This window comes from Burkholderia pyrrocinia, from assembly GCF_001028665.1.
GTDB classification, from domain to species: Bacteria; Pseudomonadota; Gammaproteobacteria; order Burkholderiales; family Burkholderiaceae; genus Burkholderia; species Burkholderia pyrrocinia.
Window position 1 is genome coordinate 491,667 of sequence record NZ_CP011503.1, and the last position, 21,695, is coordinate 513,361.

Genomic DNA, 21,695 nt, shown 5'->3' on the forward strand with positions numbered 1-21,695 from the left:
CACTCTATTAGAAGCGATTCGACCAATAAATATGCAAATCGGCTTTAACTGATTCCTATAAGGAACGAATAAGACCGTAAAAAGGGGCATGACCGATCATGCCCCGATACCCGCGTCAGTAACCGCTCTTGCCTTGTGTAGCGTCGCCGGAACCGGACTGGCTGCCGCTCGGGGCGTACGAATCGCACGCATGCGCAACCGCCGATGCGCCCAGCAGCGCCGCGAGCAGCACGCTCCACCACCATCGAGCCTTCATCGTCGCACTCCTCCAGACGGACATCCGCCCTCCTGTGTTGTACGCGATCCGGCGGAAAAAGCGAGGGCGGCACGGCGCCGCTTCAACGAAACTCGGCGTACAGCGCGTCGAGGTCGAGATGTTCGGCGAATGTGTCGGCCAGCCGCTCCAGCGATGCCTCGCGCAGCGCCGGATAGTCGATGCGTTCCGCGCCGTCGAGCCCGGCCCACGCGAGCAGCGCCGCGCACGCGTCGGGCGCGTCGAACAGCCCGTGCACGTAGGTCGCGAGGATCTGGCCGTCGGCGGAAACCGCGCCGTCCGGGCGCGTGCCGCCCTGCGCGGCATCGGCTGCCAGCGTCAGCGCGGGCGCCGCGAGCGCGGGCCCGCGCGTGTCGCCCATGTGGATCTCGTAGCCGCGCACGGCGGCCCCGCCCGGCAGCGCGAGATGTCCGGTCACGTTCCTCAGCGTCTTGTCGGGCTGCAGCGTCGTGTCGAAATCGAGCAGCCCGAGCCCCGGCACGCTGCCGGGCGCGCCTTCGAGGCCGAGCGGATCGTCGAGCGTGCGGCCGAGCATCTGCATCCCGCCGCAGATGCCGATCACCTTGCCGCCGTAGCGCAGGTGGCGACGGATCAGCGCGTCCCAGCCCGCGTCGCGCAGCCATGCGAGGTCGCGCTGCACGCTCTTCGAGCCGGGCAGGATCAGCAGGTCGGCATCCGGCACCGGGCCGCTCTTCCAGTACGTGAACTCGACCTGCGGATGCGCGCGCAGCGGATCGAAATCGGTGTGGTTGCTGATGCGCGGCAGCGCGGGCACGACGACGCGCAGCACGCCGGCGTCGCCGCGTGCCGCGGCGCTGCGCGCCTGCGCGGGCAGCATGTCCTCCGCATCGAGCATCAGCCCGTGCAGGTACGGCAGCACGCCGAACACAGGCTTGCCGGTCTGCGCGCGCAGCCAGTCGAGCCCCGGCTCGAGCAGCTTGAAGTCGCCGCGGAAGCGGTTGATCACGAAGCCGCGCACGCGTGCGCGCTCGCTGTCCGACAGGCACGCGAGCGTGCCGACCAGGTGCGCGAATACGCCGCCGCGGTCGATGTCGGCGACGAGCACGACCGGGCAGTCGACGCGCTCGGCAAAACCCATGTTCGCGATGTCGCCGTCGCGCAGGTTGATCTCGGCCGGGCTGCCGGCGCCCTCGACGATCACCGTGTCGTAACCGGCGCGCAGGCGTGCATACGACTCGAGCACCGCGTCGAACGCGACCGGCTTGTAGTCGTGATACGCCCGCGCGTCGAGGTTCAAACGCGGCTTGCCGTGAATGATCACCTGCGCGCCGCGGTCGCTCGTCGGCTTCAGCAGCACGGGGTTGAAATCCGTATGCGGCGCGACGCCCGCGGCCAGTGCCTGCAGCGCCTGCGCGCGGCCGATCTCGCCGCCGTCGGCCGTCACCGCGCTGTTGAGCGCCATGTTCTGCGGCTTGAACGGCGCAACGCGCGCGCCGGCACGGCGCGCCAGGCGGCACAGGCCCGCGACGAGCGTGCTCTTGCCCGCGTCGGAGGTCGTGCCCTGGATCATCAGCGTGCCGTGCGGCCGCGGCTCGGGTGCATTCATCGTGTAAAGGTCGTCGCGAAGCAAAGGCCGCATTATCGCCCGCGCCGGTACGCCCGCGCCGTTACAATCACGCGATGATTCCGCACGACCTCACCTTCGTCCTCGGCGGCGCGCGCTCGGGCAAGAGCGCGCATGCCGAGCAGCTCGCGGCCGACAGCGGCCGCCCCGTCACCTACATCGCGACCGCGACCGCCGCGGATGCCGAATTCGCGCAGCGCATCGCGCATCATCGCGCGCGCCGGCCGGCCGCATGGGGGTTCGCCGATGCGCCCGTCGACCTCGCCGGCACGCTCGCGCGGCTCGACGATCCGCACGCATGCCTGCTGGTCGACTGCCTGACGCTGTGGCTCACGAACCTGCTGTGCCCGGCCGACGGCGAACCGCTCGACGATGCGCAGTACGCGGCGCAGGTCGAGCGGCTCGAGCACGCATTGCGCGGCGCGCGCGCGAAGGTGATCATCGTCAGCAACGAGATCGGGCTCGGCGTCGTGCCGCTCGGGTCGGTCACGCGCCGCTACGTCGACGAACTCGGGCGCCTGAACCAGCGCGTCGCCGCGCTCGCGACGCGCGTGACGCTGCTCGTCGCCGGGCTGCCGCTCGACCTCAAGACGGGAGCGCCGTCATGCTGATGCTGTCGCTGCCCGTCGTCGCGATGCTCGCGGTCGCGGCCGCGATCGTCGACCGCGCGATCGGCGAGCCTGCCGGCTGGCATCCGCTCGTCGCGTTCGGCCGGCTCGCCGCGCGCATCGAAGGCGCATTGAACACCGGCCGGCACGGCCGCGTAGTCGGCGTCGCCGCGTGGGCCGCAGCCGTCGTCCCGCCGGTGGCCGTCGCCGCATGGCTCGTGGCCGTGCTGCCGTGGCCGCTCGCGGCCGCGCTGCACGTCGCGCTGCTGTGGTTCGCGCTCGGCGCGAAAAGCCTCGCCGACCATGTCGCACCGATCGCCGCGGCGCTGCTGCGGCGCGACCTCGACGCCGCGCGCACGCTGACCGCGCGTATCGTGTCGCGCGACACGAGCAACGCCGACGAAGGCGCGTTGTCGCGCGCGGCCGTCGAATCGGCGCTCGAGAACGGCAACGACGCGATCTTCGGCGCACTCTTCTGGTTCGTCGTCGCGGGCGGCCCCGGCGCGCTGCTGTTCCGCCTCGCGAACACGCTCGACGCGATGTGGGGCTACCGCACGCCGCGCTTCCTGACCTTCGGCTGGGCCGCCGCGCGGCTCGACGACGCGCTGAACTGGATTCCCGCGCGCCTCACGGCCGCGAGCTACGCGCTGCTCGGCGATACGGCCGCCGCATGGCGCTGCTGGCGCACGCAGGCACGCCACTGGGACAGCCCGAACGCGGGCCCCGTGATGGCCGCGGGCGCCGGCAGCCTGAACGTGCAGCTCGGCGGCCCGGCCGTCTATCACGGCGAGATCGAGGATCGTCCGGCGCTCGGCACCGGCGCAACGGCGACCGCCGTCCACATCGTCGCCGCGCTGTCGCTCGTCACACGCACGCTCGCGCTGTGGCTCGCGCTGCTGGTCGCGAGCGGCGCACTCGTCATGGCCACCCATCATGTCTGACACACGCATCGCGCACGGCGGCAACCTGCATGAAGCCGCACGCCGCCACGGCATTCCGTACGACGCGTGGCTCGACCTGTCGACCGGCATCAATCCGGTCGGCTATCCGGTGCCGCCCGTCCCGGCCGACGCGTGGCGCCGGCTGCCGGACGACGGCGACGGCCTCGCGGCCTGCGCCGCGCAGTACTACCGCGCGCCCGATTCCACGCACGTGCTGCCGGTCGCCGGCAGCCAGGCCGCGATCCGCGCATTGCCTGCGTTGCTGCCGACCGGCGACGCCGGCGTCGCGTCGCTCGCCTATGGCGAATACGCGCCCGCGTTTGCGCGTCACGGCCATCGTGTCGTTCTGCTCGACATCGGCGCGGATACGCTGCCGGCGACGCTGCGTCACGTCATCGTCGGGAATCCGAACAACCCGACCGCCGAATTCGTGCCGGCCGAACGCCTGCTCGGCTGGCATGCGCAGTTGTCGGCGCGCGGCGGCACGCTGATCGTCGACGAGGCATTCGCCGATACGGGTGCGACGCAATCGCTCGCGCCGCAGGTCGATCGTCCGGGGCTCGTCGTGCTGCGCTCGGTCGGCAAGTTCTTCGGCCTCGCCGGCATCCGCGCGGGCTTCGTGCTCGCCTGCCCCGAACGGATCGTCGCGCTGCGCGACATGCTCGGCGCATGGACCGTCGGCGGCCCCGCGCGTCACGCGGTCGCTGCGGCATTTGCCGATCGCGCATGGCAGGCCGCCGCGCGTGAACGGCTCGCGGCCGACGGCGCGCGGCTGGCCGCACTGCTGCGCACGCACGGCTTCGCGGTTCGCGCGACACCGCTCTTCAGCTGGACCGACGACCCGCGCGCCGCGGCGCTGCATGCGGCGCTCGCGGCACGCGGGATCTGGACACGGCACTTTGCGAAGCCGTCGAGCGTGCGCATCGGCCTGCCGGGCAGCGAAGCCGAGTGGCAGCGCCTCGGCGACGCGCTCGCGCACTGCGTGCCGACGCTGCAACAGGAATCCGCATGAGCCCGTGCAAGTTCCGCCGGCTGGCGCCGGCCGCGACCCTGGCCGCGCTCGCTCATGCATCGCTCGTCCACGCGGATGTCACAACGCGTGACGACGCCGGCAATACCGTCACGCTGCCTGCGCCCGCGCAGCGCGTGATCAGCCTCGCGCCGCACGCGACCGAACTGGTCTACGCGACCGGCGGCGGCGCGAAGCTCGTCGGCACCGTCACGTACAGCGACTATCCGCCCGCCGCGCAAGCGGTGCCGCGCGTCGGCGACAACAAGGCGCTCGACCTCGAGCGGATCGCCGCGCTGAAGCCCGACCTGATCGTCGTCTGGCGGCACGGCAACGCCGAGCGGCAGACCGACGCGTTGCGCGCGCTGCATATCCCGCTGTTCTTCAGTGAACCGAAACATCTCGACGACGTAGCGTCGTCGCTGCGCCGGCTCGGCACGCTGCTCGGCACGCAACCGGCAGCCGATGCGGCCGCGACGTCCTTTGCGCGCGACATCGCGACGCTGCGTGCACGTTACGCCGCACGCACGCCCGTCACGATGTTCTTCCAGGTCTGGGACCACCCGCTGATGACGCTCAACGGCGCGCACCTGATCAACGACGTGATCGCGCTGTGCGGCGGCCGCAACGTGTTCGCATCGCTCAAGCCGCTCGCGCCGACCGTCACCGACGAGGCCGTGCTCGCGGCGAATCCGGAAGCGATCGTGACGACGAGCGCCGGCGCGACGCGCTCGGACGAACCGTTGCCGAGCCTTGCACGCTGGCGTGCGTGGCCCGCGCTGACGGCCGTTGCGCGCAACAACCTGTTCGCGATCGACGGCGATCTGCTGACGCGGCCGTCGCCGCGGATCGCGCAAGGCGCGGCCGCGCTGTGCGAGGATCTCGACGCCGCACGAGCGCGGCGGACGGCGCGCTGAGTTCCGGCGACTTGCGCGTTTGTCGCGCACCTACTGATGCGTTCGATGCTTGAGTTGGTTTGATCGCGCGTTGTGTCGTTCACATGCTGGCTCAGGCGAGCCTATTCGTCCCAGTGCACGACTTCCCATGTTCGCGCCGCATCGTCCGCACGCAGCCAGACGACACCACCTGTCGGCACCGGCCGCGACAGCAGCGTATCGAGCGGCACACGCAACACATGCGACGCAAACGCGCGGATCACGCCCGCATGCGTGACCGCCCACTGCGGCCGATTGACCTGCACAACCGCGTCGGCCTGCCGCGCAACCCGCGCGGCGAACCGCTCGACGCTTTCGCCGCCATGCGCGCACGCATGCATCAGGTCGGTCGCCCACGCATCGAGCGCCGCACGGTCGATATCGTCCCAGCGCTGCATTTCCCACGCGCCGAAATCCATTTCCTGCCAGCCGGCATCGCATCGCAGCGGCACATCGAATGCCTGCGCGAGCCGTTCAGCAACCGACGCGCATCGCGTCAGCGGGCTCGTCCAGATCTGCTCGGGCCGCGGCGCACCGAGCGCCGACAGATGCGCGCACACGGCATGCACGCCGGCATCGGCCGGCACGGCGAGCGGCACGTCGCTGCGCCCGTAGCAGACGCCCGGTTCGACGGCAACGGCCGGATGACGGATCAGGACGACGTCCATCCGAGCACCACGAGATAGATCGCCAGTTCGTTCAGTTGCTGCGCGAAGCCGAGGCAGTCGCCCGTATAACCGCCGATCCGCTTCACGAAATAACGGGCTGCCCACGCGCGCACGAGCACGAGCGCGACGCCTGCGGCGACACCCATGCGCCAGTCCGGCCAGAACAGCCACGGCAATCCGAATACCGCCGCGACGCACGCCGCGCGCGCGCCCATCCGTTGCGCGACCGGCTTCGCCTTGCCTTCGGGGCGCACATAGTCGAGCGACATCAGCAGGCTCACGGCCGCCGCGCGGCTCGCCGCATGCGCGGCGATCATCGTCCATGCGGCGCGCAGCGGCGGCATCGCCGCGAGCGCCTGCCATTTCAGGCCGAGCGCAATCACGAGCGCGACCGCGCCGAACGTGCCGATCCGCGAGTCGTGCATGATGCGCAGCACGTCGTCGCGCGTATAGCCGCCGCCGAACGCGTCGCAACTGTCGGCGAGGCCGTCCTCGTGGAAGGCGCCGGTCGCGAGCAGCGTCGCGGCCATCGACAGCCCGACCGCGATCGACGCGGGCAGCACGCGCAGCGCGGCGAGATAGACGAGCGCGCCCCACGCGCCGACGCATGCGCCGACGAGCGGGAAATAGCGTGCGGCCTGGTCGAGATCGCCGGCTGCGTAGCCGATCGCGCGCGGCACGGGCACGCGCGTGAAATAGCCGAGCGCGACGAAGAAGTAGCGCAGTTCGGCACGCACGCCGTGCGCGCGCTCAGGCGTCACGATTGTCGACGCCGGCGGACTCGAAGCTCGCCATCTCGCTGAGGAACGCAGCCGCCGCGCGCACGAGCGGCAGCGCGAGCGCCGCGCCCGTGCCTTCGCCGAGCCGCAGGTCGAGTGCGAGCAGCGGCTTCGCGCCGAAATGCTCGAGCATGCGCCGGTGCCCGGCCTCGTGCGACGTATGCGAAAACACGCAGTAGTCGCGCACGCCGGGCGCGATACGCTCGGCGACGAGCAGCGCGGCCGTCGCGATGAAGCCGTCGACGAGGATCGTCATCCGCTCGCTCGCGGCCGCGAGATACGCGCCCGTCATCATCGCGATCTCGAAGCCGCCGAAGGTCGCGAGCACGTCGAGCGGCGCGATCGCGTGCGAGTGCTTGACGAGCGCGCGGCCGAGCACCGCGCGCTTGTGCGCGAGGCCCTGGTCGTCGAGGCCCGTGCCGCGCCCGACGCATGCGTCGATCGGCACGCTGAGCAGGCGGCTCATCAGGCACGCGGCCGACGACGTGTTCGCGATCCCCATCTCGCCGAAGCCGATCACGTTCGTGCCGAGGGATGCATGCAGGCGCACGCGTGCCGCACCGGCCGCAAGCGCCGTCATCGCCTCGTCGTGCGTCATCGCCGGCTCCACCGCGAAGTTGCGCGTGCCACGCGCGACCGGCAGCGACACCAGCCGGTCGGACAGCGGCAGCGGCGACGCGACGCCCGCATCGACGATCTCGAGCGTGCTCTGCGCGACGCCCGAGAACGCGTTGATCGCCGCGCCGCCGGCCAGGAAGTTCGCGACCATCTGCGCGGTCACCGCCTGCGGATAAGGACTCACGCCCTCGGCCGCGATCCCGTGATCGCCTGCGAACACGATCATCACGGGGCGCTGCACGACCGGCCGCTCGGTGCGCTGGATCAGGCCGATCTGCAGCGCGATCGCCTCGAGCTGGCCAAGGCTGCCGGGCGGCTTGGTTTTGTGGTCGATCACATGCTGCAGGCGCTTGCGCAGCGCATCGTCGAGCGGCGCGATCGCGGGCGGGAATTGGGTCGGAGTCGTCATCGAAGAACCGTGTCGTTGGCGCGGCCTGCGCCGCGCATCGTAAAGGAAAAGGTCATTGTCGCTCGGGCCACGCGGGCAGCAGCGCATCGCGGCCATGCTCGCGGATCAGCACGAGCGGATAGCCGAACGCGTCGCTCGCGCGCTCGGGCGTCAGCACGTCGTGCACGGGGCCGGCCCATGCATGACCGCGGCCGTCGAGCAACAGCGCATGCGTCGCGAAACGCCGCGCGAGATTCAGGTCGTGGCACGAGAACAGCACCGTGCGCGGGCCCGCATCGAGCCACGCGGCCAGTGCGGTCAGGCAGTCGATCTGGTGATGCAGGTCGAGATGCGCGAGCGGCTCGTCGAGCAGCATCAGCGGCGCATCCTGGCACAGCGTCGCGGCCAGCGCGACCCGCTGCCGCTCGCCGCCCGACAGCGACAGCACGTCGCGCGACTCAAGTGCGGCAAGGTCGAACGTCGCGAGCGCATCACGCGCGGCCGCGCGGTCGCCGTCGCGCTCCCAGCCCCAGCCCCAGCCGCCGAGATACGGAAAGCGATTGAGCAGCACCGTGTCGAACACGGTCGCGCTGAATGCATCGTGCAGTTGCTGCGGCATCAGCGCACGGCGCTGCGCGAGCTGCGCAGGCTTCCATGCGGCGAGCGGCCGGCCGTCGATCTCGACGCGCCCGCCGGCCGGCGGCTGCAGCCCCGCGAGCGTCGTGAGCAGCGTCGTCTTGCCCGCACCGTTCGGCCCCGCGACGCACCAGATTTCGCCGGGACGGAAGGCCTGCGTGAAGCCGTCGAGCAGCGTGCGCGCGCCGGCCTTCAACGTCAGGGCGACGGTTGCGCAGGCCATGTCGTTGCCGGCGGCAGCGGCGTGCTGCGCGGTACTTGTCATCGCATCGGCCTCCTCAACAACATCCACAGGAACACCGGCACGCCGATCAACGCGGTCATCACGCCGACCGGCAGTTGCGCGGGCGCGATCGCGGTGCGCGCGAGCAGGTCGGCCGCCATCACGCCGCCGCCGCCCGCAAGCATCGCGGCCGGCAGCAGCATGCGCTGGTCGTTGCCGAACGCGAGCCGCAGCGCGTGCGGCACGACGAGGCCGACGAAGCCGATCGTGCCGGCCGTCGTCACCGCGGCCGCGGCGGCCAGCGACGCGACGAGATAGATCCGCACACGCACGCGCGCGACGGGCACGCCGAGCGCGAGCGCGGTCGCGTCGCCGCGCAGCAGCACGTTCAATTGCGGTGCAGCCGGCAGCGCAACACATGCGGCCAATAGCAGCGCACCCCATGCGAACCACGGTGCGGTCACGCCGTTCAGGTCGCCCGTCAGCCAGAAGATGATCCCGCGCAACCGCGCATCGGGCGCGAGCGACAGCAGCAGCGTGACGAGCGCGCCCCACCCTGCCGCGATCACGACACCGGTGAGCAGCAGCCGCGGCGACGCGTCGCGCGAATCGCCGCGCCACAGCTCGCGGCGCGCGAGGCCGAGCACGAGCGCAACCGACACGAGCGAGCCGGCGAACGCCGACGCATCGACGAGCCACCACGCACCGCCCGCGATCATCGCGACGAGCGCGAACCCGGCCGCGCCGCCTGACACGCCGAGCACGTACGGTTCCGCGAGCGGGTTGCGCAGCAGCACCTGCAGCAGCGCACCGGCAAGCGCGAGCAGCGCACCGCACGCGAAGCCCGCGAGCGCGCGCGGCAGGCGCAGCGTGCGGACGATGTCGGCGAACAGCGCGTCGCCGCCATGCGGCACGAGCGACGCGAGCGCCTGCCACGGCGACATCGGCACGCTGCCGATCGACAGCGACGCGACGAACAGCAACGCGACCGCAGCGGCCAGCGCGGCCCAGATCGCGGCGGCACGCGCGGCGCTCATGCCGCGCACGGCCCCGCGCACGACGCGCGGCGCATCTGCTTACTGCTGCTGCCAGCCGAGCGTGACATAGGCGCCGCGTTTCGGCGTGTTGTAGGCATATGCAAGCTCGTAGTCCTTGTCGAGCAGGTTGTCGATGCGCGCGCTGACGTACCACGACTTCGTGATGTTGTAGCGCGCGGACAGGTTGACGATCCCGTAGCCGCCGAGCCGCCCGCCGCCCGAATCGTTGCGCGCGCCGCTCACGAGCCATTCGCCGCCGACGCGCCACGCGCCGAACGCGCGGTTCACGGCCATCGACGCGAAACGTCGCGCGCGGCGGTCGAGATCCTGATTCTGCGTTTCGTTGACCGGGTTCTGCAACGTGGCGGCAACCCGTACGTCGGTCGCGCCGACATGCCCCTGCCACGACCCTTCGAGCCCCTGCACCTTCGCGCTGCCGACGTTCTGCGCAATATAGTAGAAACCGCTCCCGTCGGGCCGATAGTTGATCAGGTTTGCGTAGCGCGTCTGGAACGCGGTGAGCCGCATCACGCCGACCGCATCGGACGCGTACTGCAGCGCGGCCTCGATCGAATGGCTGCGCTCCGGCTGGATCGACGGGTTGCCGGCCATCGGGTAATAGAGGTCGTTGAAGCTCGGCGCGCGGAACGCATCCGAATAGCTCGCGGTCACCTTCCAGCGATCGGTCAGTTCGAGGCCGTAGCCGAGATAGTAGGAATTGGCGCCGCCGAAGTCCGAGTACTGGTCGCGGCGCAGGTTCGCCTGGAACTGCTGGCGTCCGAAGCGCCCCGAGTAACCGATCCAGCCGGAATTCACGTGACGCTGCGGCGCGGCATACGCATTCGACATGAACTGCTGGTCGAGCCGCTCGTAGCCGGCCTGGATCAGGTGTTCAGGCGCGATGCGGAAATCGTTTTGCCACGTGTACTGGCGGTTGTCGGTATTGAAGTGATCGGTGTAGACGCCGTTCAACGCCGACTGGCTGCGATCGTTGCCGGTCGAGACGCTCAGGTGAGCGGTCCACCAGTCGGTCAGCTTGCCGTTCGCGAACGCACGCACCTGCTGCACGCGCGAATAGAGGTTATTCAGGTCGGTCGGCACGCCCCACGCATTGTCGTAGCTGTTGTTGCCGTTCGACTGGAAGTAGCTGACACCCGCATCCCAGCGGTCGTTGAAGCGGTGGCGCAGCGCCGCGGTGATGCTCTCGTTCAGGTAGCCGTTCGCATTCGGGTTCGCGTTCGGCTTCTTCGCCGGGTCGAGCGCGGAAAAACCGTTGTCCTTGTCGCGTGCGATCGACACGCTGAACGTCGTCTTCCCGTCGCTGTCGAGCCGGCCCGATACGCCGGCCTGCTGTGTCTGCGTGCCGTAGCTGCCGACGCCAACCGCGAAGTTGAAGCGCGGCGGATGATTGCCGCCATCCTTCGTGAACACCTGCACGACGCCGCCAATCGCACCCGAGCCGTACAGCGACGACACGTTGCCGTTGACGATCTCGACGCGCTCGATCTGGTCGAGCGGCACCTGGCTCAGTTGCGCGGCGCCGAGACTCGCGGAATCGACCCGCACGCCGTCGATCAGCACGAGCGACTGCGTCGACTCCGCGCCGCGCAGGAACATCGTCGCGCTCGCGCCCGGGCCGCCGTTGCGCACGATCTGCGCGCCGGGCGCGAGCGCGAGCAGCGTCGGCAAGTCGGCGCCCGGGTGCGCGGCGATATCCTGCGCGTCGAATACGGTGGTTTGCGGAATCGTGTCGGCCAGCGCCTGCGGCGCGCGCTGCGCGGTGACGACGACCGGCTCGAGCATGGTTGCAGCGGCAGGCTGGGCCGCGGGCACCGTGGACGTTGTCGCGGGTACGGCGGACGCCGCGGAATCGGCATTCGCCGCGGTCTGCGCGGCGGCGGCAAGCGGCAATCCGCAGAGCGCGCCGAGCGCCGTGCGGACGATTGGGGTCAGCATGAAGATAAATCCCGTGAAGCACTGCGCGCCCCGCCTCCCCGCAGGCCACGCGTCACGAAGCCCGTGCGGGCTCCCCGCCTCGGCCGGTATCCGGGCTGGCGGCGTACCGGCTCGCCTTCCCGCGCGATGACGCGCAGTGGCCCGCGCCCGCGTGCGAAACCTGCACGCGGAACGCGCCCGAGCCGGCCTGCGTCACTGGACGCGGCCGCTTACCGTTGCGGGGGCAGCGCAGGTTGGCGGTCTCCTGGCGGAGCCCGCGCCCTGCTTCCCGTTTAACCGCGCGTTCCACGCGCGAGCACCGAGGCGGCGCCAGTTTAGGAGCCGCTCGCGCGAGCGTCAAGGAAGCGTCCGGACACGCACGGGACGCGCCTATTCGCGGCAAGAAGCGGGGGTGTTACGACTGGAAACGTTACAGATGTCGGATTGCGCGTTATTCCGCGCTAAAATGCTGGGTCTTTAGAGGACGCAGCAAATGCTCAACGAACTCGAAACTTTATCTCAAAATATTGGCCGTCTGATTTCGCTGAACAAGCGCTATCACTCGGAACGGCTCGCGCTCGAGGAGCAGGTCGCGCAATTGCGCGCGGAAGCGGACACGGTCCGCGCGGAACTCGCGCAACTGCGCGACGAACGCAATGCGCTCGCAGCCGAGCGCGACACGCTGTCGGCGAAGATCGACGACGCGCAGGTGAAACTGAACGCGATTCTCGAAAAGCTGCCGCGCTCGAAAAGCGCGGAACAAGCCGACAACCAGCTCGACCTGCTGGATGCGCAGGCGCGTACGGATGGCGATGACGCGGCCAGCCACGGAGAACATGCATGAGCACCAAGCAGATCGAAGTCTCGATTCTCGGTCAGGCCTATCGTCTCGCCTGTTCGGCCGAGACCGAAGCGGCGCTGCTCGAGGCGGTCGCGCGCGTCGACGCCGAAATGTCGAAAATCCGCTCGAACAGCTCGGTACGCGGCACCGATCGCATCGCGGTGATGGCGGCGCTGTCGCTCGCATCGGAATTGCTGCGGCTGCAAACGAGCGTGCGGCACGGTGAAGCATTTCCGGCGGAGGAAATCCGTCGTACAATGCACCAGATGAACGAACAGCTCGGTGCGGTGCTCGCACAGCACGAGACGCAGTAACGTTTTAATCGATGCGTCGATTCTCCTTGATCTCGGCGATCAACGGTGGTCAAATTGGCGCATCGAAACACAGTTCAGTCAGCTTCCCTGCCTGGTTCGCCAAGGTCATATATTCCTTGAACCAATGCCATGTGCACGGTTGCGGAAATTTGTAGCACGGGCGCGCGCGTCACTCTGTCTGATGTACCCGAAGTGCTGCTAACTGCGACCAATTCTGAACCTCAGGTTCAGGATGCCGGCCTAGCGGCCAAGGCGGGGACCTATCCAACGGCATCGGGCAAGTCCCGGTGCCGTTTTCTTTTGTAGCAGCCTCATTCTGCGTCGATCACGATCCATGCAATACTGGCTGATGAAGTCCGAACCGGACGAAGCAAGCATCGACGATCTCGCCAACGCACCGCAGCGCTCGCTGCCGTGGACCGGTGTGCGCAACTATCAGGCGCGCAATTTCATGCGCGACACGATGAAGATCGGCGATGGCGTGCTGTTCTATCACTCGAGCTGCCCCGAGCCGGGCATCGCCGGCCTCGCCGAAGTGTCGTCGACGCCCTACCCCGATCCCACGCAGTTCGATCCGACAAGCCCCTATTACGACCCGAAGTCGACGCAGGAAGCGCCGCGCTGGCTGCTCGTCGACGTGCGCTATGTGAAAAAGGCGCCGCTCGTGCCGCTCGCCGCACTGCGCGAACACGACGAACTCGCCGACATGCGCGTGCTCGCACGCGGCAACCGGCTGTCGATCACGCCCGTCACGCGCGCCGAATGGCGGTTCATCACCGAAAAGCTGATGAAGTAGGTGCACGCAGCAGGCGCAGGCCAAAGGTCAAATCTCGTCAGCACACTCGGCCGCCGCGGAACTCGCGGGTCTTTCGCGCAGCCTAAGCAACCGCTGTCGGCCTGTCGGGCCGGCTGTTTTTTTCGTTGCGCGGTACGCCCGCGTCGTGCACGCGTGATCCGCGTGCGCGCCCTCGCACAAGGAGTCCAACAATGACCAAGAAATCCGCACTCGCGCTGTCGCTCGCCCTCGCCGCCGCCGTTCCCGTCGCGCTGACGCTCGCGTCGCCCGCCGCGCACGCGCAGGCCGCGAACCCGCACTTTCCGGAACCGGCGGGCGTGCTGTCGCTTTCGTCGCAGGCCAGCGCCGACGTGCCGCAGGACATCATCCACATCACGCTGTTCTACGAACAGCAGGCCAAGGATCCGGGCAGCCTCACGTCCGCGCTGAACCAGCGCGCCGATGCCGCGCTGTCGCAGGCGAAGGGCGTATCGGGCGTCACCGCGCACACGGGCGCATTCTCCGTGTATCCGAGTACCGATCGCGACGGGAAGATCTCCGCATGGCGCGGCCGTACCGAGGTCGCGCTCGAATCGCGCGATTTCGCCGCGGCGTCGAAGCTCGCAGGCCAGTTGTCGAACCTGATGCAGGTCGCGAACGTCGAGTTCTCGCTGTCGCCTGAAGCGCAGCGCACGGCCGAGCAGAAGCTCACGACCGAAGCGATCAAGTCGTTCCGCGCCCGCGCGGACGAAGCCGCGAAGGCGTTCGGCTACGGCAGCTACACGATCCGCGATGTCAACGTCGGCAGCGGCCGCAACGTGCAGCCGTACCCGCGCATGATGGCGATGGCCGCGGCGCCGATGGACAGCGCGAAGATGAGCGCACCGATCGCGGTCGAAGGCGGCAAGGCTACCGTGTCGGTCACCGTCAATGGCTCGGTGCAGATGAAGTAACGCGCCACGCGCGGCTGTCGGAAACGCAAAACGCCGGCCCGAGGGCCGGCGTTTTTATTTGCGTGCGGGTTGCCGATGCACGCGCCAGTTGCGCGCGCATCGGTATTGCATCACGCAGCCGCATGCGCCGCGCGACGGCGATACGCCCAGACCATCAGCGCGATGCCCGCGAGGATCATCGGCAGCGACAGCCACTGCCCCATCGACAGGCCGAGCGCAAGCAGGCCGAGGAAGTCGTCGGGCTCGCGTGCGAACTCGACCGTGAAGCGCGCGAGGCCGTAGCCGATCAGGAACAGCGCGGACACGGCGCCCATCGGCCGCGACTTGCGCGAGAAGAAGAACAGCGCGAAGAACAGCGCGATGCCTTCGAGCGCGATTTCATAGAGCTGCGAAGGATGGCGCGGCAGCATCTGGTACTGCATGAACACGTCGGCGAGATGCCACTTCTCGACGAGCGCCGGATGTTTCGGCAGCCATGCCGCATCGTCGCGCATCGCGCCCGGGAACAGCATCGCCCACGGCGCCGTCGGGTCGGTCACGCGGCCCCACAGCTCGCCGTTGATGAAGTTGCCGAGCCGCCCGGCCGCGAGCCCCGTCGGCACCATCGGCGCGACGAAATCGGTGACCTGCAGCCAGTGGCGCTTGCGCTGCCACGCGAACAGCATCATCGCGAGCGTCACGCCGAGGAAGCCGCCGTGAAACGACATGCCACCTTCCCACACCTTGAACACGTCGAGCGGATGCGAGAAGTAGAAATCGGCCTTGTAGAACAGCACATAGCCGAGCCGGCCGCCGAGCACGGTGCCGAGCACACCGTAGAACATCATGTCGTCGATGTCCTTCGCGGTCCAGCCCTGCGCCTCGACGTGCGGCAGCTTCAGGCGGATCCGGCCGACGACGATCGCCGCGATGAAGCCGACGAGATACATGAGGCCGTACCAGCGCACGGCCAGCGGCCCGAGATGGATCGCAACGGGGTCGAAATTCGGGTGAATGATCATGGGTTAGCGAAGAAGTTTTCGAATGCGGTACGGCGATCGCGAACGCGCAGCACCGCGCATTGGACGGCACCGATGCACCATCGTTCACGTCACGCGGCGATGCCCTGCGCACGCACGACGTCGATGAAGCCGGCGAGCACGGGACTCACGTCGCCCGTGCGCCACACGAGGCCTGTCTCGACGACCGGCGCGTGACCGGCGAGCGGCCGGTAGACCACGCCGGTGCGCCGCAGGTTACGCAGCGATTGCGGCACCAGTGCGACGCCCATGCCGGCCGACACGAGGCTGACGATCGTCTGCATCTGGATCGCCTCCTGGCCGATGCGCGGAGTTTCCCCCGCCGCGCCGTAGCAGCCCGTAATGATGTCATAAAAGCCGGGCGCCAAACGACGCGGAAAGATCACGAGCGGCAATGCGGCGACATCGGCGAGATGCACGGGTTCGTCTTCGGGCGCGTCGGACGCTGATGCCGGCATCGCAACCACCAGCGGCTCACGCACGACGGGCAGGTACGACAGCCCGGCCGCGTGACGCGGCGGCACCGGCGGAATGACGAGCCCCGCGTCGATGCGGCCGGCGACGAGTTCGTCGATCTGCACGTCGCTCGTCGCCTCCGAGAGTTGCAGGCGCACCTGCGGATAGCGCGCGCCGAACGCGCGCAACAGCGACGGCAGCAGCCCGTAATCGGCCGTCGACACGAACGCGAGCGACAGCGAGCCGGCCTCGCCGCGCGCGAGCCGCCGCGCGAGCGGCGGCAGCGCATCGGCCGACGCCAGCAGCCGGCGCACGTCGGGCAACAGCGCCGCACCCACCGCCGTCAGCGCCACCGAGCGCTTGGTACGCACGAACAGCGCGACGCCGAGCGCATCCTCGAGCGCCCGGATCGCCTGCGACAGCGGCGGCTGCGTCATCGCCAGACGCTCGGCCGCGCGGCCGAAATGGCGCTCGTCGGCAACGGTCATGAAATAGCGCCACTGGCGCAGGTCGGGCGTCGGATCGGCCATGCGTCACTCATTCGCAAAAAGACTTAATAAGCGACAAATAATATATTGGACATCCCAATCCGGAAACTCCATTCTTGTTTCATCCGAACCGGCACGCCGCTCACGGGCGTCGCCCAGACAACGATGGAGTCCCCCATGTCGTACAACCGTCGCTCGAAGCACATCACGCAAGGCGTGGCCCGTTCGCCGAATCGCTCGATGTATTACGCACTCGGCTACCAGAAGGACGATTTCGACAAGCCGATGGTCGGCATCGCGAACGGCCATTCGACGATCACGCCGTGCAATTCCGGCCTGCAGCGCCTGTCGGACGCGGCCGTCGAGGCCGTTAAGGCATCCGGCGCGAACCCGCAGATCTTCGGCACGCCGACGATTTCGGACGGCATGTCGATGGGCACCGAAGGCATGAAGTACTCGCTCGTGTCGCGCGAGGTGATCGCCGACTGCATCGAGACCTGTGTGCAGGGGCAATGGATGGATGGCGTGGTCGTCGTCGGCGGCTGCGACAAGAACATGCCGGGCGGCATGATCGCGCTCGCGCGCCTGAACGTGCCGGGCATCTACGTGTACGGCGGCACGATCCGCCCGGGCCACTGGAAGGGCCGCGACCTGACGATCGTGTCGTCGTTCGAGGCCGTCGGCGAATTCACCGCGGGCCGGATGTCGCAGGAGGATTTCGAAGGCGTCGAGCAGAACGCGTGCCCGACGTCGGGTTCGTGCGGCGGCATGTACACCGCGAACACGATGAGTTCGTCGTTCGAGGCGCTCGGGATGTCGCTGCTGTACTCGTCGACGATGGCGAACCCCGACCAGGAGAAGGTCGATTCGGCCGCCGAATCGGCGCGCGTGCTCGTCGAGGCCGTGAAGCGCGACCTGAAGCCGCGCGACATCATCACGAAGGCGTCGATCGAAAACGCGGTGTCGGTGATCATGGCGACCGGCGGCTCGACCAATGCGGTGCTGCACTATCTCGCGATCGCGCATGCGGCCGAGGTCGACTGGACGATCGACGACTTCGAGCGCATCCGCAAGCGCGTGCCCGTGATCTGCGACCTGAAGCCGTCGGGCCGGTACGTCGCGACCGACCTGCACCGGGCCGGCGGGATTCCGCAGGTGCTGAAGATCCTGCTCGATGCGGGGCTGCTGCACGGCGACTGCATGACGATCACCGGCCGCACGATCGCCGACGAACTGAAGGACGTGCCGAGCGTGCCGCGCGCGGACCAGGACGTGATCTTCCCGATCGACCGCGCGCTGTACAAGGAAGGCCATCTTGCGATCCTGAAAGGCAATCTCGCGGAAGACGGCGCGGTCGCAAAGATCTCCGGCCTGAAGAACCCGGTGATCACGGGCCCGGCACGCGTGTTCGACGACGAGCAGAGCGCAATGGATGCGATCCTCGGCGACCGGATCCTCGCAGGCGACATCCTCGTGCTGCGCTACCTCGGCCCGCAGGGCGGGCCCGGCATGCCGGAAATGCTCGCGCCGACGTCCGCGATCATCGGCAAGGGGCTCGGCGAATCGGTCGGCTTCATCACGGACGGGCGCTTCTCGGGTGGCACGTGGGGCATGGTGGTCGGCCACGTGGCGCCCGAGGCGTTCGTCGGCGGCACGATCGCGCTCGTGCAGGAAGGCGACTCGATCACGATCGACGCGCACCAGCTGCTGCTGCAGCTGAACGTCGACGATGCCGAACTCGCGCGCCGTCGCGCGGCGTGGAAACAGCCGGCGCCACGCTATACGCGCGGCGTGCTCGCGAAATTCGCGGCCCTCGCTCGGCCGGCGAACAAGGGCGCCGTCACGGGTTGACGCGGGCGGACGCGATACCGCCGCAACATGCGACCCCAATAGAAATGGCCGCCGGGGAAACGCGCAAAACGTGCGTTCCCTTTGCTTTTATAATGCGCGGACCATGAGGCCGGCCGTCCCCGCCGGCGGAGAACCGCATGAAACAGACGATATTGCGCGCCCTGCTCGTGACGCTGCTGATCGGCAGCGCAGCGCCGGCGCGCGCGGAACAGGCCGACGGGCTTGCGCTCGCGCAGCGCAAGAACTGCATGGCCTGCCACGCGATCGGCAAGCCGCTGATGGGCCCGTCGTTCCGCGACATCGCCGGCAAGTATGCGGCGCGCGGCGACGCCGTCGATTACCTTGCCCAATCGATCGTGAAAGGCAGCGTCGGCGTGTGGGGCAGCGTGCCGATGCCCGCCAATACGCAACTGACGAGCGGCGAAGCCCATGCGCTCGCGCAATGGGTGCTGTCGCTGCGTTGAACCGGATGCCCCGGACGGGGCACAACCGTTATGCCGGGCGCCGCCGACAGGCGGGCTTGCACCGGCTGACCGGCCCCTCGCCGGCAGCTTTGCCGGCACTTACTGGAACCGCACCCTCTTTTCTGTCGCCGAAACGGCCGGGTGTTCAGCCCGAATGACCGGCGCGGCGCCGCGCGATCTCTTCGTCTACCGCGTCGCGGACCCAGTCCATGACCTCGGTTTCCAGCGTCAGCGCCACCTCGCGCGTGACCTGGCCGACCAGCCAGGCCGAATGCTCATGCAGCGCATTGCGGCAGCGGGCCTCGATGGCCTCGCGCCCTGCTCCAGTCAGATAGCTCGTCAGCCGATTGCGCAGGCGCTCGGCGATATGCTGCGCATCTTCCGGCGTCAGACCGACGGCTGCCTGCACATCCGGCTGCGGCACCGCAGCCGGTACGACCGCCTCCGGCATGACTGTTTCTGACGCGTGCCCGACCGCATCACGCGCCACCGCGGCGAACGCATGCGACACATCGTCGTCGCCCAGCGATGACTGGAGCGGCGCATTCATTGCCGCTGCGTCCTCGGCGACCACGTGCTCCGCGGTGCCCGGTTCGGCCGGCGCATCGGTCTCGCCCATCGCCGCCGCAGCAGCCGTCGCCACGTCGCCCGGCAGCTCGACCGTTGGCACGTGCAGCGTCGGCACGGGTTCGATCACGACGAATTCGGGGTCGGCCTCGGTTTTCGTGGAATCGGTTGACGCGATCACGTCGGTCAGCACCGGAATCGCCGCGCCGGCGTGCGGCTGGGGCTGCGGCGCGTCGGGCGCGGGCGCGCGCGCCGGCACCGGCTTGCCCGGCACCAGCACGTCGGTCAGCGTCGGGATCGTGGATGAATCGTCTTGCGTCACGAGAACACTCCGTCGACGGTTGCGGCTAGCTGCCCTGCTTGTAGTTGTTCAGCGCGTATCCGCGATCGCGGTAGAAGCGGTAGCGATCGCGGCCCGCGGCCAGCTCGTCCGGCGCATTGCCGACCACTTCGAGCAGGCGCTCGAAGCGGGCGAACTGCGCGGGCACGGTTGCGCCGAGGTTCAGCAGCACGTGATGATGCGGCGCCTGGTCGAGATCGGCGGCCAGCACGATCGGCGTGCCGGCTGCGTGCTCGCTGTCGACGCCGCAATGCGGAATGAAATCGAGCGGCGAGAACGTCCAGAGCCGCTCGTCGAGCGCGCGCAGGCGCGCGGGCTCGGCGAGCACGACGACCGGCTGCCCGGCCTGGTAGGCCTTGCGCAGCAGCCGGCATGCGTACGCGAGCGAATCGCCGACGTTCGAATGGAAGTCGATTCGCGTCATTGCCCGCTCACCCGCATCGTCGTCAGCACCGCCATCACTGGCCGGCGCGGTCGATCAGGAACTGCGCGAGCAACGGCACCGGACGGCCCGTCGCGCCCTTCGCGGCGCCGCCCTTCCATGCGGTGCCCGCGATGTCGAGGTGGGCCCACGGATAGCTGTCGGTGAAGCGCGACAGGAAGCACGCGGCCGTCACGGCGCCGGCCGGGCGCCCGCCGATGTTCGCGATGTCCGCGAAGTTCGACTTCAGCTGGTCCTGGTACTCGTCGTCGAGCGGCATGCGCCACGCCGGGTCGTTCGCCTCGCGCGACGCGTCGAGCAGTTCGCCCGCGAGTGCGTCGTCCTTCGAGAACAGGCCGCTGTTGTGACCGCCGAGCGCGATCACGCACGCGCCCGTCAGCGTCGCGACGTCGATCACCGCGGCCGGCTTGAAGCGCTCCGCATAGGTGAGCGCATCGCACAGGATCAGGCGGCCTTCGGCGTCGGTGTTCAGCACCTCGATCGTCAGGCCCTTCATGCTGGTAACGATGTCGCCCGGCTTCGTCGCGTTGCCGCCCGGCATGTTCTCGCAGGTCGGCACGATCGCGACGACGTTGATCTTCAGGCCCATCTCGGCGACCGCGCGGATCGTGCCGAGCACGGAGCCGGCGCCGCACATGTCGTACTTCATCTCGTCCATGCCCTCGCCCGGCTTCAGCGAGATGCCGCCCGTGTCGAACGTGATGCCCTTGCCGACCAGCACGACCGGCGCAGCCTTCGCGGCGGCGCCCTGGTAGTGCAGCACGATGAACTGCGGCGGCTCGACCGACGCGCGCGCGACCGACAGGAACGAGCCCATCTTCAGCGCCTGGATCTGCTTGAGCCCGAGCACCTCGGCCTTCAGGCCCCAATCCTTCGCGATCTTCTTCGCGGTGTTGCCCAGATAGGTCGGCGTGCAGACGTTGCCGGGCAGGTTGCCGAGGTCGCGGGTGAGATCCATCCCGTTCGCGAGCGCGACGGCCTGCTTGACCGCGACCTTCGCGGCCTTTTCATCCGACGGATCGACGCTGAACACGACGCGCTTGAGCGTGTGCGACGCCGGTTCCGGCTTGCTCTTCATCTGCGTGAAGCGGTAGGTCTCGTTGCGCAGCGCGAGGATTGCCGCGCGCACGCCCCAGTCGGAGCTGCGCTCGTCGACCGGCAGTTGCGCGAGCGTGAACGTGACCTGGACGACCTTGGTCGCCAGCAGCGCGCGCCAGGCGGCCGTGACCGCGTCGTTATAGGCTTTCTGATTGAAAGCATCCTGCTTGCCGAGGCCGACGAGCAGCACGCGCGACGCGCCGATGCCCGATACTTCGTGCAGGAACAGCGTCTTGCCGCGCTTGCCGTCCATGTCGCCGGCCTTCACCACGCGCGAAATCAGTCCCTTGGTGGCCGTGTCGATGTCGAGCGCCGCGCCCGAAAGCGTCTGCGCCTCGAAGATGCCGAGCACGATGCAGTCGGACTTCCCGGTCAGGAACCCCTTGGCCTCGCCTTTGCTCCAATCACAGCCTTTTATGCTAAAGTCCATCGCGCTTGTCCTCGGATAAAA

23 protein-coding genes, 1 other RNA gene and 1 riboswitch are annotated in these 21,695 nt (G+C 68.9%); of the genes, 11 read left to right on the forward strand and 13 right to left on the reverse strand.

The genetic code is table 11. The annotated features are described in order from the left end of the window. Nucleotides 1–115: 115 nt before the first annotated feature. Together ABD05_RS38545 and ABD05_RS02270 are read right to left on the reverse strand one after the other, a co-directional pair. Nucleotides 116–256 carry a hypothetical protein gene (locus tag ABD05_RS38545; RefSeq protein WP_167347839.1) on the reverse strand — a complete coding sequence of 47 codons (141 nt, stop codon included), beginning with the start codon at nt 254–256 and terminating at the stop codon, nt 116–118. Between the two features lie 82 nt (nt 257–338). Next, complete coding sequence (locus tag ABD05_RS02270) at nt 339–1,841, reverse strand: cobyric acid synthase (protein WP_047898770.1); 1,503 nt, start codon at nt 1,839–1,841, stop codon at nt 339–341. A gap of 74 nt (nt 1,842–1,915) precedes the next feature. Here ABD05_RS02270 and cobU point away from each other — a divergent pair, with 74 nt between their 5' ends. Genes cobU through ABD05_RS02290 form a run of 4 tightly spaced genes read left to right on the forward strand, consistent with a single transcriptional unit; the run spans nt 1,916 to nt 5,334 of the window. Further along, nucleotides 1,916–2,470: a bifunctional adenosylcobinamide kinase/adenosylcobinamide-phosphate guanylyltransferase gene (gene cobU / locus ABD05_RS02275; protein ID WP_047898771.1), complete on the forward strand. Its 555-nt coding sequence runs from the start codon at nt 1,916–1,918 to the stop codon at nt 2,468–2,470. Next, complete coding sequence (gene cbiB / locus ABD05_RS02280; RefSeq protein WP_047898772.1) at nt 2,464–3,408, forward strand: adenosylcobinamide-phosphate synthase CbiB; 945 nt, start codon at nt 2,464–2,466, stop codon at nt 3,406–3,408. Before cobU ends, cbiB begins: the two co-directional genes overlap by 7 nt. Continuing rightward, on the forward strand, nt 3,401–4,420 hold the full coding sequence (cobD, locus tag ABD05_RS02285) for a threonine-phosphate decarboxylase CobD (protein WP_047898773.1): 1,020 nt from the start codon (nt 3,401–3,403) through the stop codon (nt 4,418–4,420). Before cbiB ends, cobD begins: the two co-directional genes overlap by 8 nt. Next, a complete protein-coding gene (locus ABD05_RS02290) occupies nt 4,417–5,334 on the forward strand; it encodes a cobalamin-binding protein (RefSeq protein ID WP_047898774.1) in 918 nt (305 codons plus the stop codon). The genes cobD and ABD05_RS02290 overlap by 4 nt, the downstream gene beginning before the upstream one ends. Nucleotides 5,335–5,435: 101 nt before the next feature. Here ABD05_RS02290 and cobC read toward each other — a convergent pair whose 3' ends face one another. The 6 genes from cobC to ABD05_RS02320 are packed head-to-tail and all read right to left on the reverse strand — an operon-like array spanning nt 5,436 to nt 11,657. Continuing rightward, nucleotides 5,436–6,020: an alpha-ribazole phosphatase gene (gene cobC, locus ABD05_RS02295; RefSeq protein WP_047898775.1), complete on the reverse strand. Its 585-nt coding sequence runs from the start codon at nt 6,018–6,020 to the stop codon at nt 5,436–5,438. Beyond that, nucleotides 6,005–6,781 (reverse strand): adenosylcobinamide-GDP ribazoletransferase, encoded by a 777-nt coding sequence (locus ABD05_RS02300; protein ID WP_047898776.1) that lies wholly within the window; start codon nt 6,779–6,781, stop codon nt 6,005–6,007. Before ABD05_RS02300 ends, cobC begins: the two co-directional genes overlap by 16 nt. Then, a complete protein-coding gene (gene cobT / locus ABD05_RS02305; protein ID WP_047898777.1) occupies nt 6,771–7,826 on the reverse strand; it encodes a nicotinate-nucleotide--dimethylbenzimidazole phosphoribosyltransferase in 1,056 nt (351 codons plus the stop codon). The genes ABD05_RS02300 and cobT overlap by 11 nt, the downstream gene beginning before the upstream one ends. 52 nt (nt 7,827–7,878) lie before the next feature. Next, on the reverse strand, nt 7,879–8,706 hold the full coding sequence (locus ABD05_RS02310) for an ABC transporter ATP-binding protein (protein WP_047898778.1): 828 nt from the start codon (nt 8,704–8,706) through the stop codon (nt 7,879–7,881). Then, nucleotides 8,703–9,701, reverse strand: coding sequence for a FecCD family ABC transporter permease (locus tag ABD05_RS02315; RefSeq protein WP_047898779.1), 999 nt, complete (start codon nt 9,699–9,701; stop codon nt 8,703–8,705). Before ABD05_RS02315 ends, ABD05_RS02310 begins: the two co-directional genes overlap by 4 nt. A gap of 39 nt (nt 9,702–9,740) precedes the next feature. Beyond that, entirely contained in the window at nt 9,741–11,657 is a 1,917-nt protein-coding gene (locus ABD05_RS02320) for a TonB-dependent receptor domain-containing protein (protein WP_047898780.1), read from the reverse strand. A gap of 64 nt (nt 11,658–11,721) precedes the next feature. Beyond that, nucleotides 11,722–11,975: riboswitch (cobalamin riboswitch) on the reverse strand. Between the two features lie 154 nt (nt 11,976–12,129). On the opposite strand from ABD05_RS02320, the gene ABD05_RS02330 reads away from it, so the two are divergent. From ABD05_RS02330 to ABD05_RS02345, 5 genes are all read left to right on the forward strand, one after another. Beyond that, on the forward strand, nt 12,130–12,480 hold the full coding sequence (locus ABD05_RS02330; RefSeq protein ID WP_006478092.1) for an ATPase: 351 nt from the start codon (nt 12,130–12,132) through the stop codon (nt 12,478–12,480). Next, nucleotides 12,477–12,791: a cell division protein ZapA gene (locus tag ABD05_RS02335; protein ID WP_011352906.1), complete on the forward strand. Its 315-nt coding sequence runs from the start codon at nt 12,477–12,479 to the stop codon at nt 12,789–12,791. The genes ABD05_RS02330 and ABD05_RS02335 overlap by 4 nt, the downstream gene beginning before the upstream one ends. A gap of 81 nt (nt 12,792–12,872) precedes the next feature. Continuing rightward, nucleotides 12,873–13,054, forward strand: a non-coding RNA gene (gene ssrS / locus ABD05_RS35400) — 6S RNA. Between the two features lie 71 nt (nt 13,055–13,125). Continuing rightward, on the forward strand, nt 13,126–13,587 hold the full coding sequence (locus tag ABD05_RS02340) for an EVE domain-containing protein (RefSeq protein WP_047898781.1): 462 nt from the start codon (nt 13,126–13,128) through the stop codon (nt 13,585–13,587). A gap of 191 nt (nt 13,588–13,778) precedes the next feature. Then, the gene (locus ABD05_RS02345; RefSeq protein WP_034178771.1) at nt 13,779–14,519 is read left to right on the forward strand and encodes an SIMPL domain-containing protein; all 741 of its coding nucleotides are present in this window, start codon (nt 13,779–13,781) and stop codon (nt 14,517–14,519) included. A gap of 110 nt (nt 14,520–14,629) precedes the next feature. Here ABD05_RS02345 and lgt read toward each other — a convergent pair whose 3' ends face one another. Continuing rightward, complete coding sequence (gene lgt / locus ABD05_RS02350; protein WP_047898782.1) at nt 14,630–15,520, reverse strand: prolipoprotein diacylglyceryl transferase; 891 nt, start codon at nt 15,518–15,520, stop codon at nt 14,630–14,632. Between the two features lie 89 nt (nt 15,521–15,609). Next, entirely contained in the window at nt 15,610–16,524 is a 915-nt protein-coding gene (locus ABD05_RS02355) for a LysR family transcriptional regulator (protein ID WP_047898783.1), read from the reverse strand. Between the two features lie 135 nt (nt 16,525–16,659). Here ABD05_RS02355 and ilvD point away from each other — a divergent pair, with 135 nt between their 5' ends. Beyond that, nucleotides 16,660–18,333 (forward strand): dihydroxy-acid dehydratase, encoded by a 1,674-nt coding sequence (gene ilvD / locus ABD05_RS02360; protein WP_047898784.1) that lies wholly within the window; start codon nt 16,660–16,662, stop codon nt 18,331–18,333. Between the two features lie 137 nt (nt 18,334–18,470). Further along, complete coding sequence (locus ABD05_RS02365) at nt 18,471–18,797, forward strand: c-type cytochrome (RefSeq protein ID WP_047898785.1); 327 nt, start codon at nt 18,471–18,473, stop codon at nt 18,795–18,797. Nucleotides 18,798–18,942: 145 nt separating this feature from the next. On the opposite strand, the gene ABD05_RS02370 is transcribed toward ABD05_RS02365, so the two are convergent. From ABD05_RS02370 to ABD05_RS02380, 3 genes are read right to left on the reverse strand one after another with little or no spacing between them, the layout of a single operon-like run. Continuing rightward, nucleotides 18,943–19,686: a DUF2486 family protein gene (locus tag ABD05_RS02370; protein ID WP_047898786.1), complete on the reverse strand. Its 744-nt coding sequence runs from the start codon at nt 19,684–19,686 to the stop codon at nt 18,943–18,945. 25 nt (nt 19,687–19,711) lie between these two features. After that, nucleotides 19,712–20,128, reverse strand: coding sequence for a DNA polymerase III subunit chi (locus ABD05_RS02375; RefSeq protein ID WP_047898787.1), 417 nt, complete (start codon nt 20,126–20,128; stop codon nt 19,712–19,714). 34 nt (nt 20,129–20,162) lie between these two features. Then, the gene (locus ABD05_RS02380) at nt 20,163–21,674 is read right to left on the reverse strand and encodes a leucyl aminopeptidase (RefSeq protein WP_047898788.1); all 1,512 of its coding nucleotides are present in this window, start codon (nt 21,672–21,674) and stop codon (nt 20,163–20,165) included. Nucleotides 21,675–21,695: the final 21 nt, after the last annotated feature.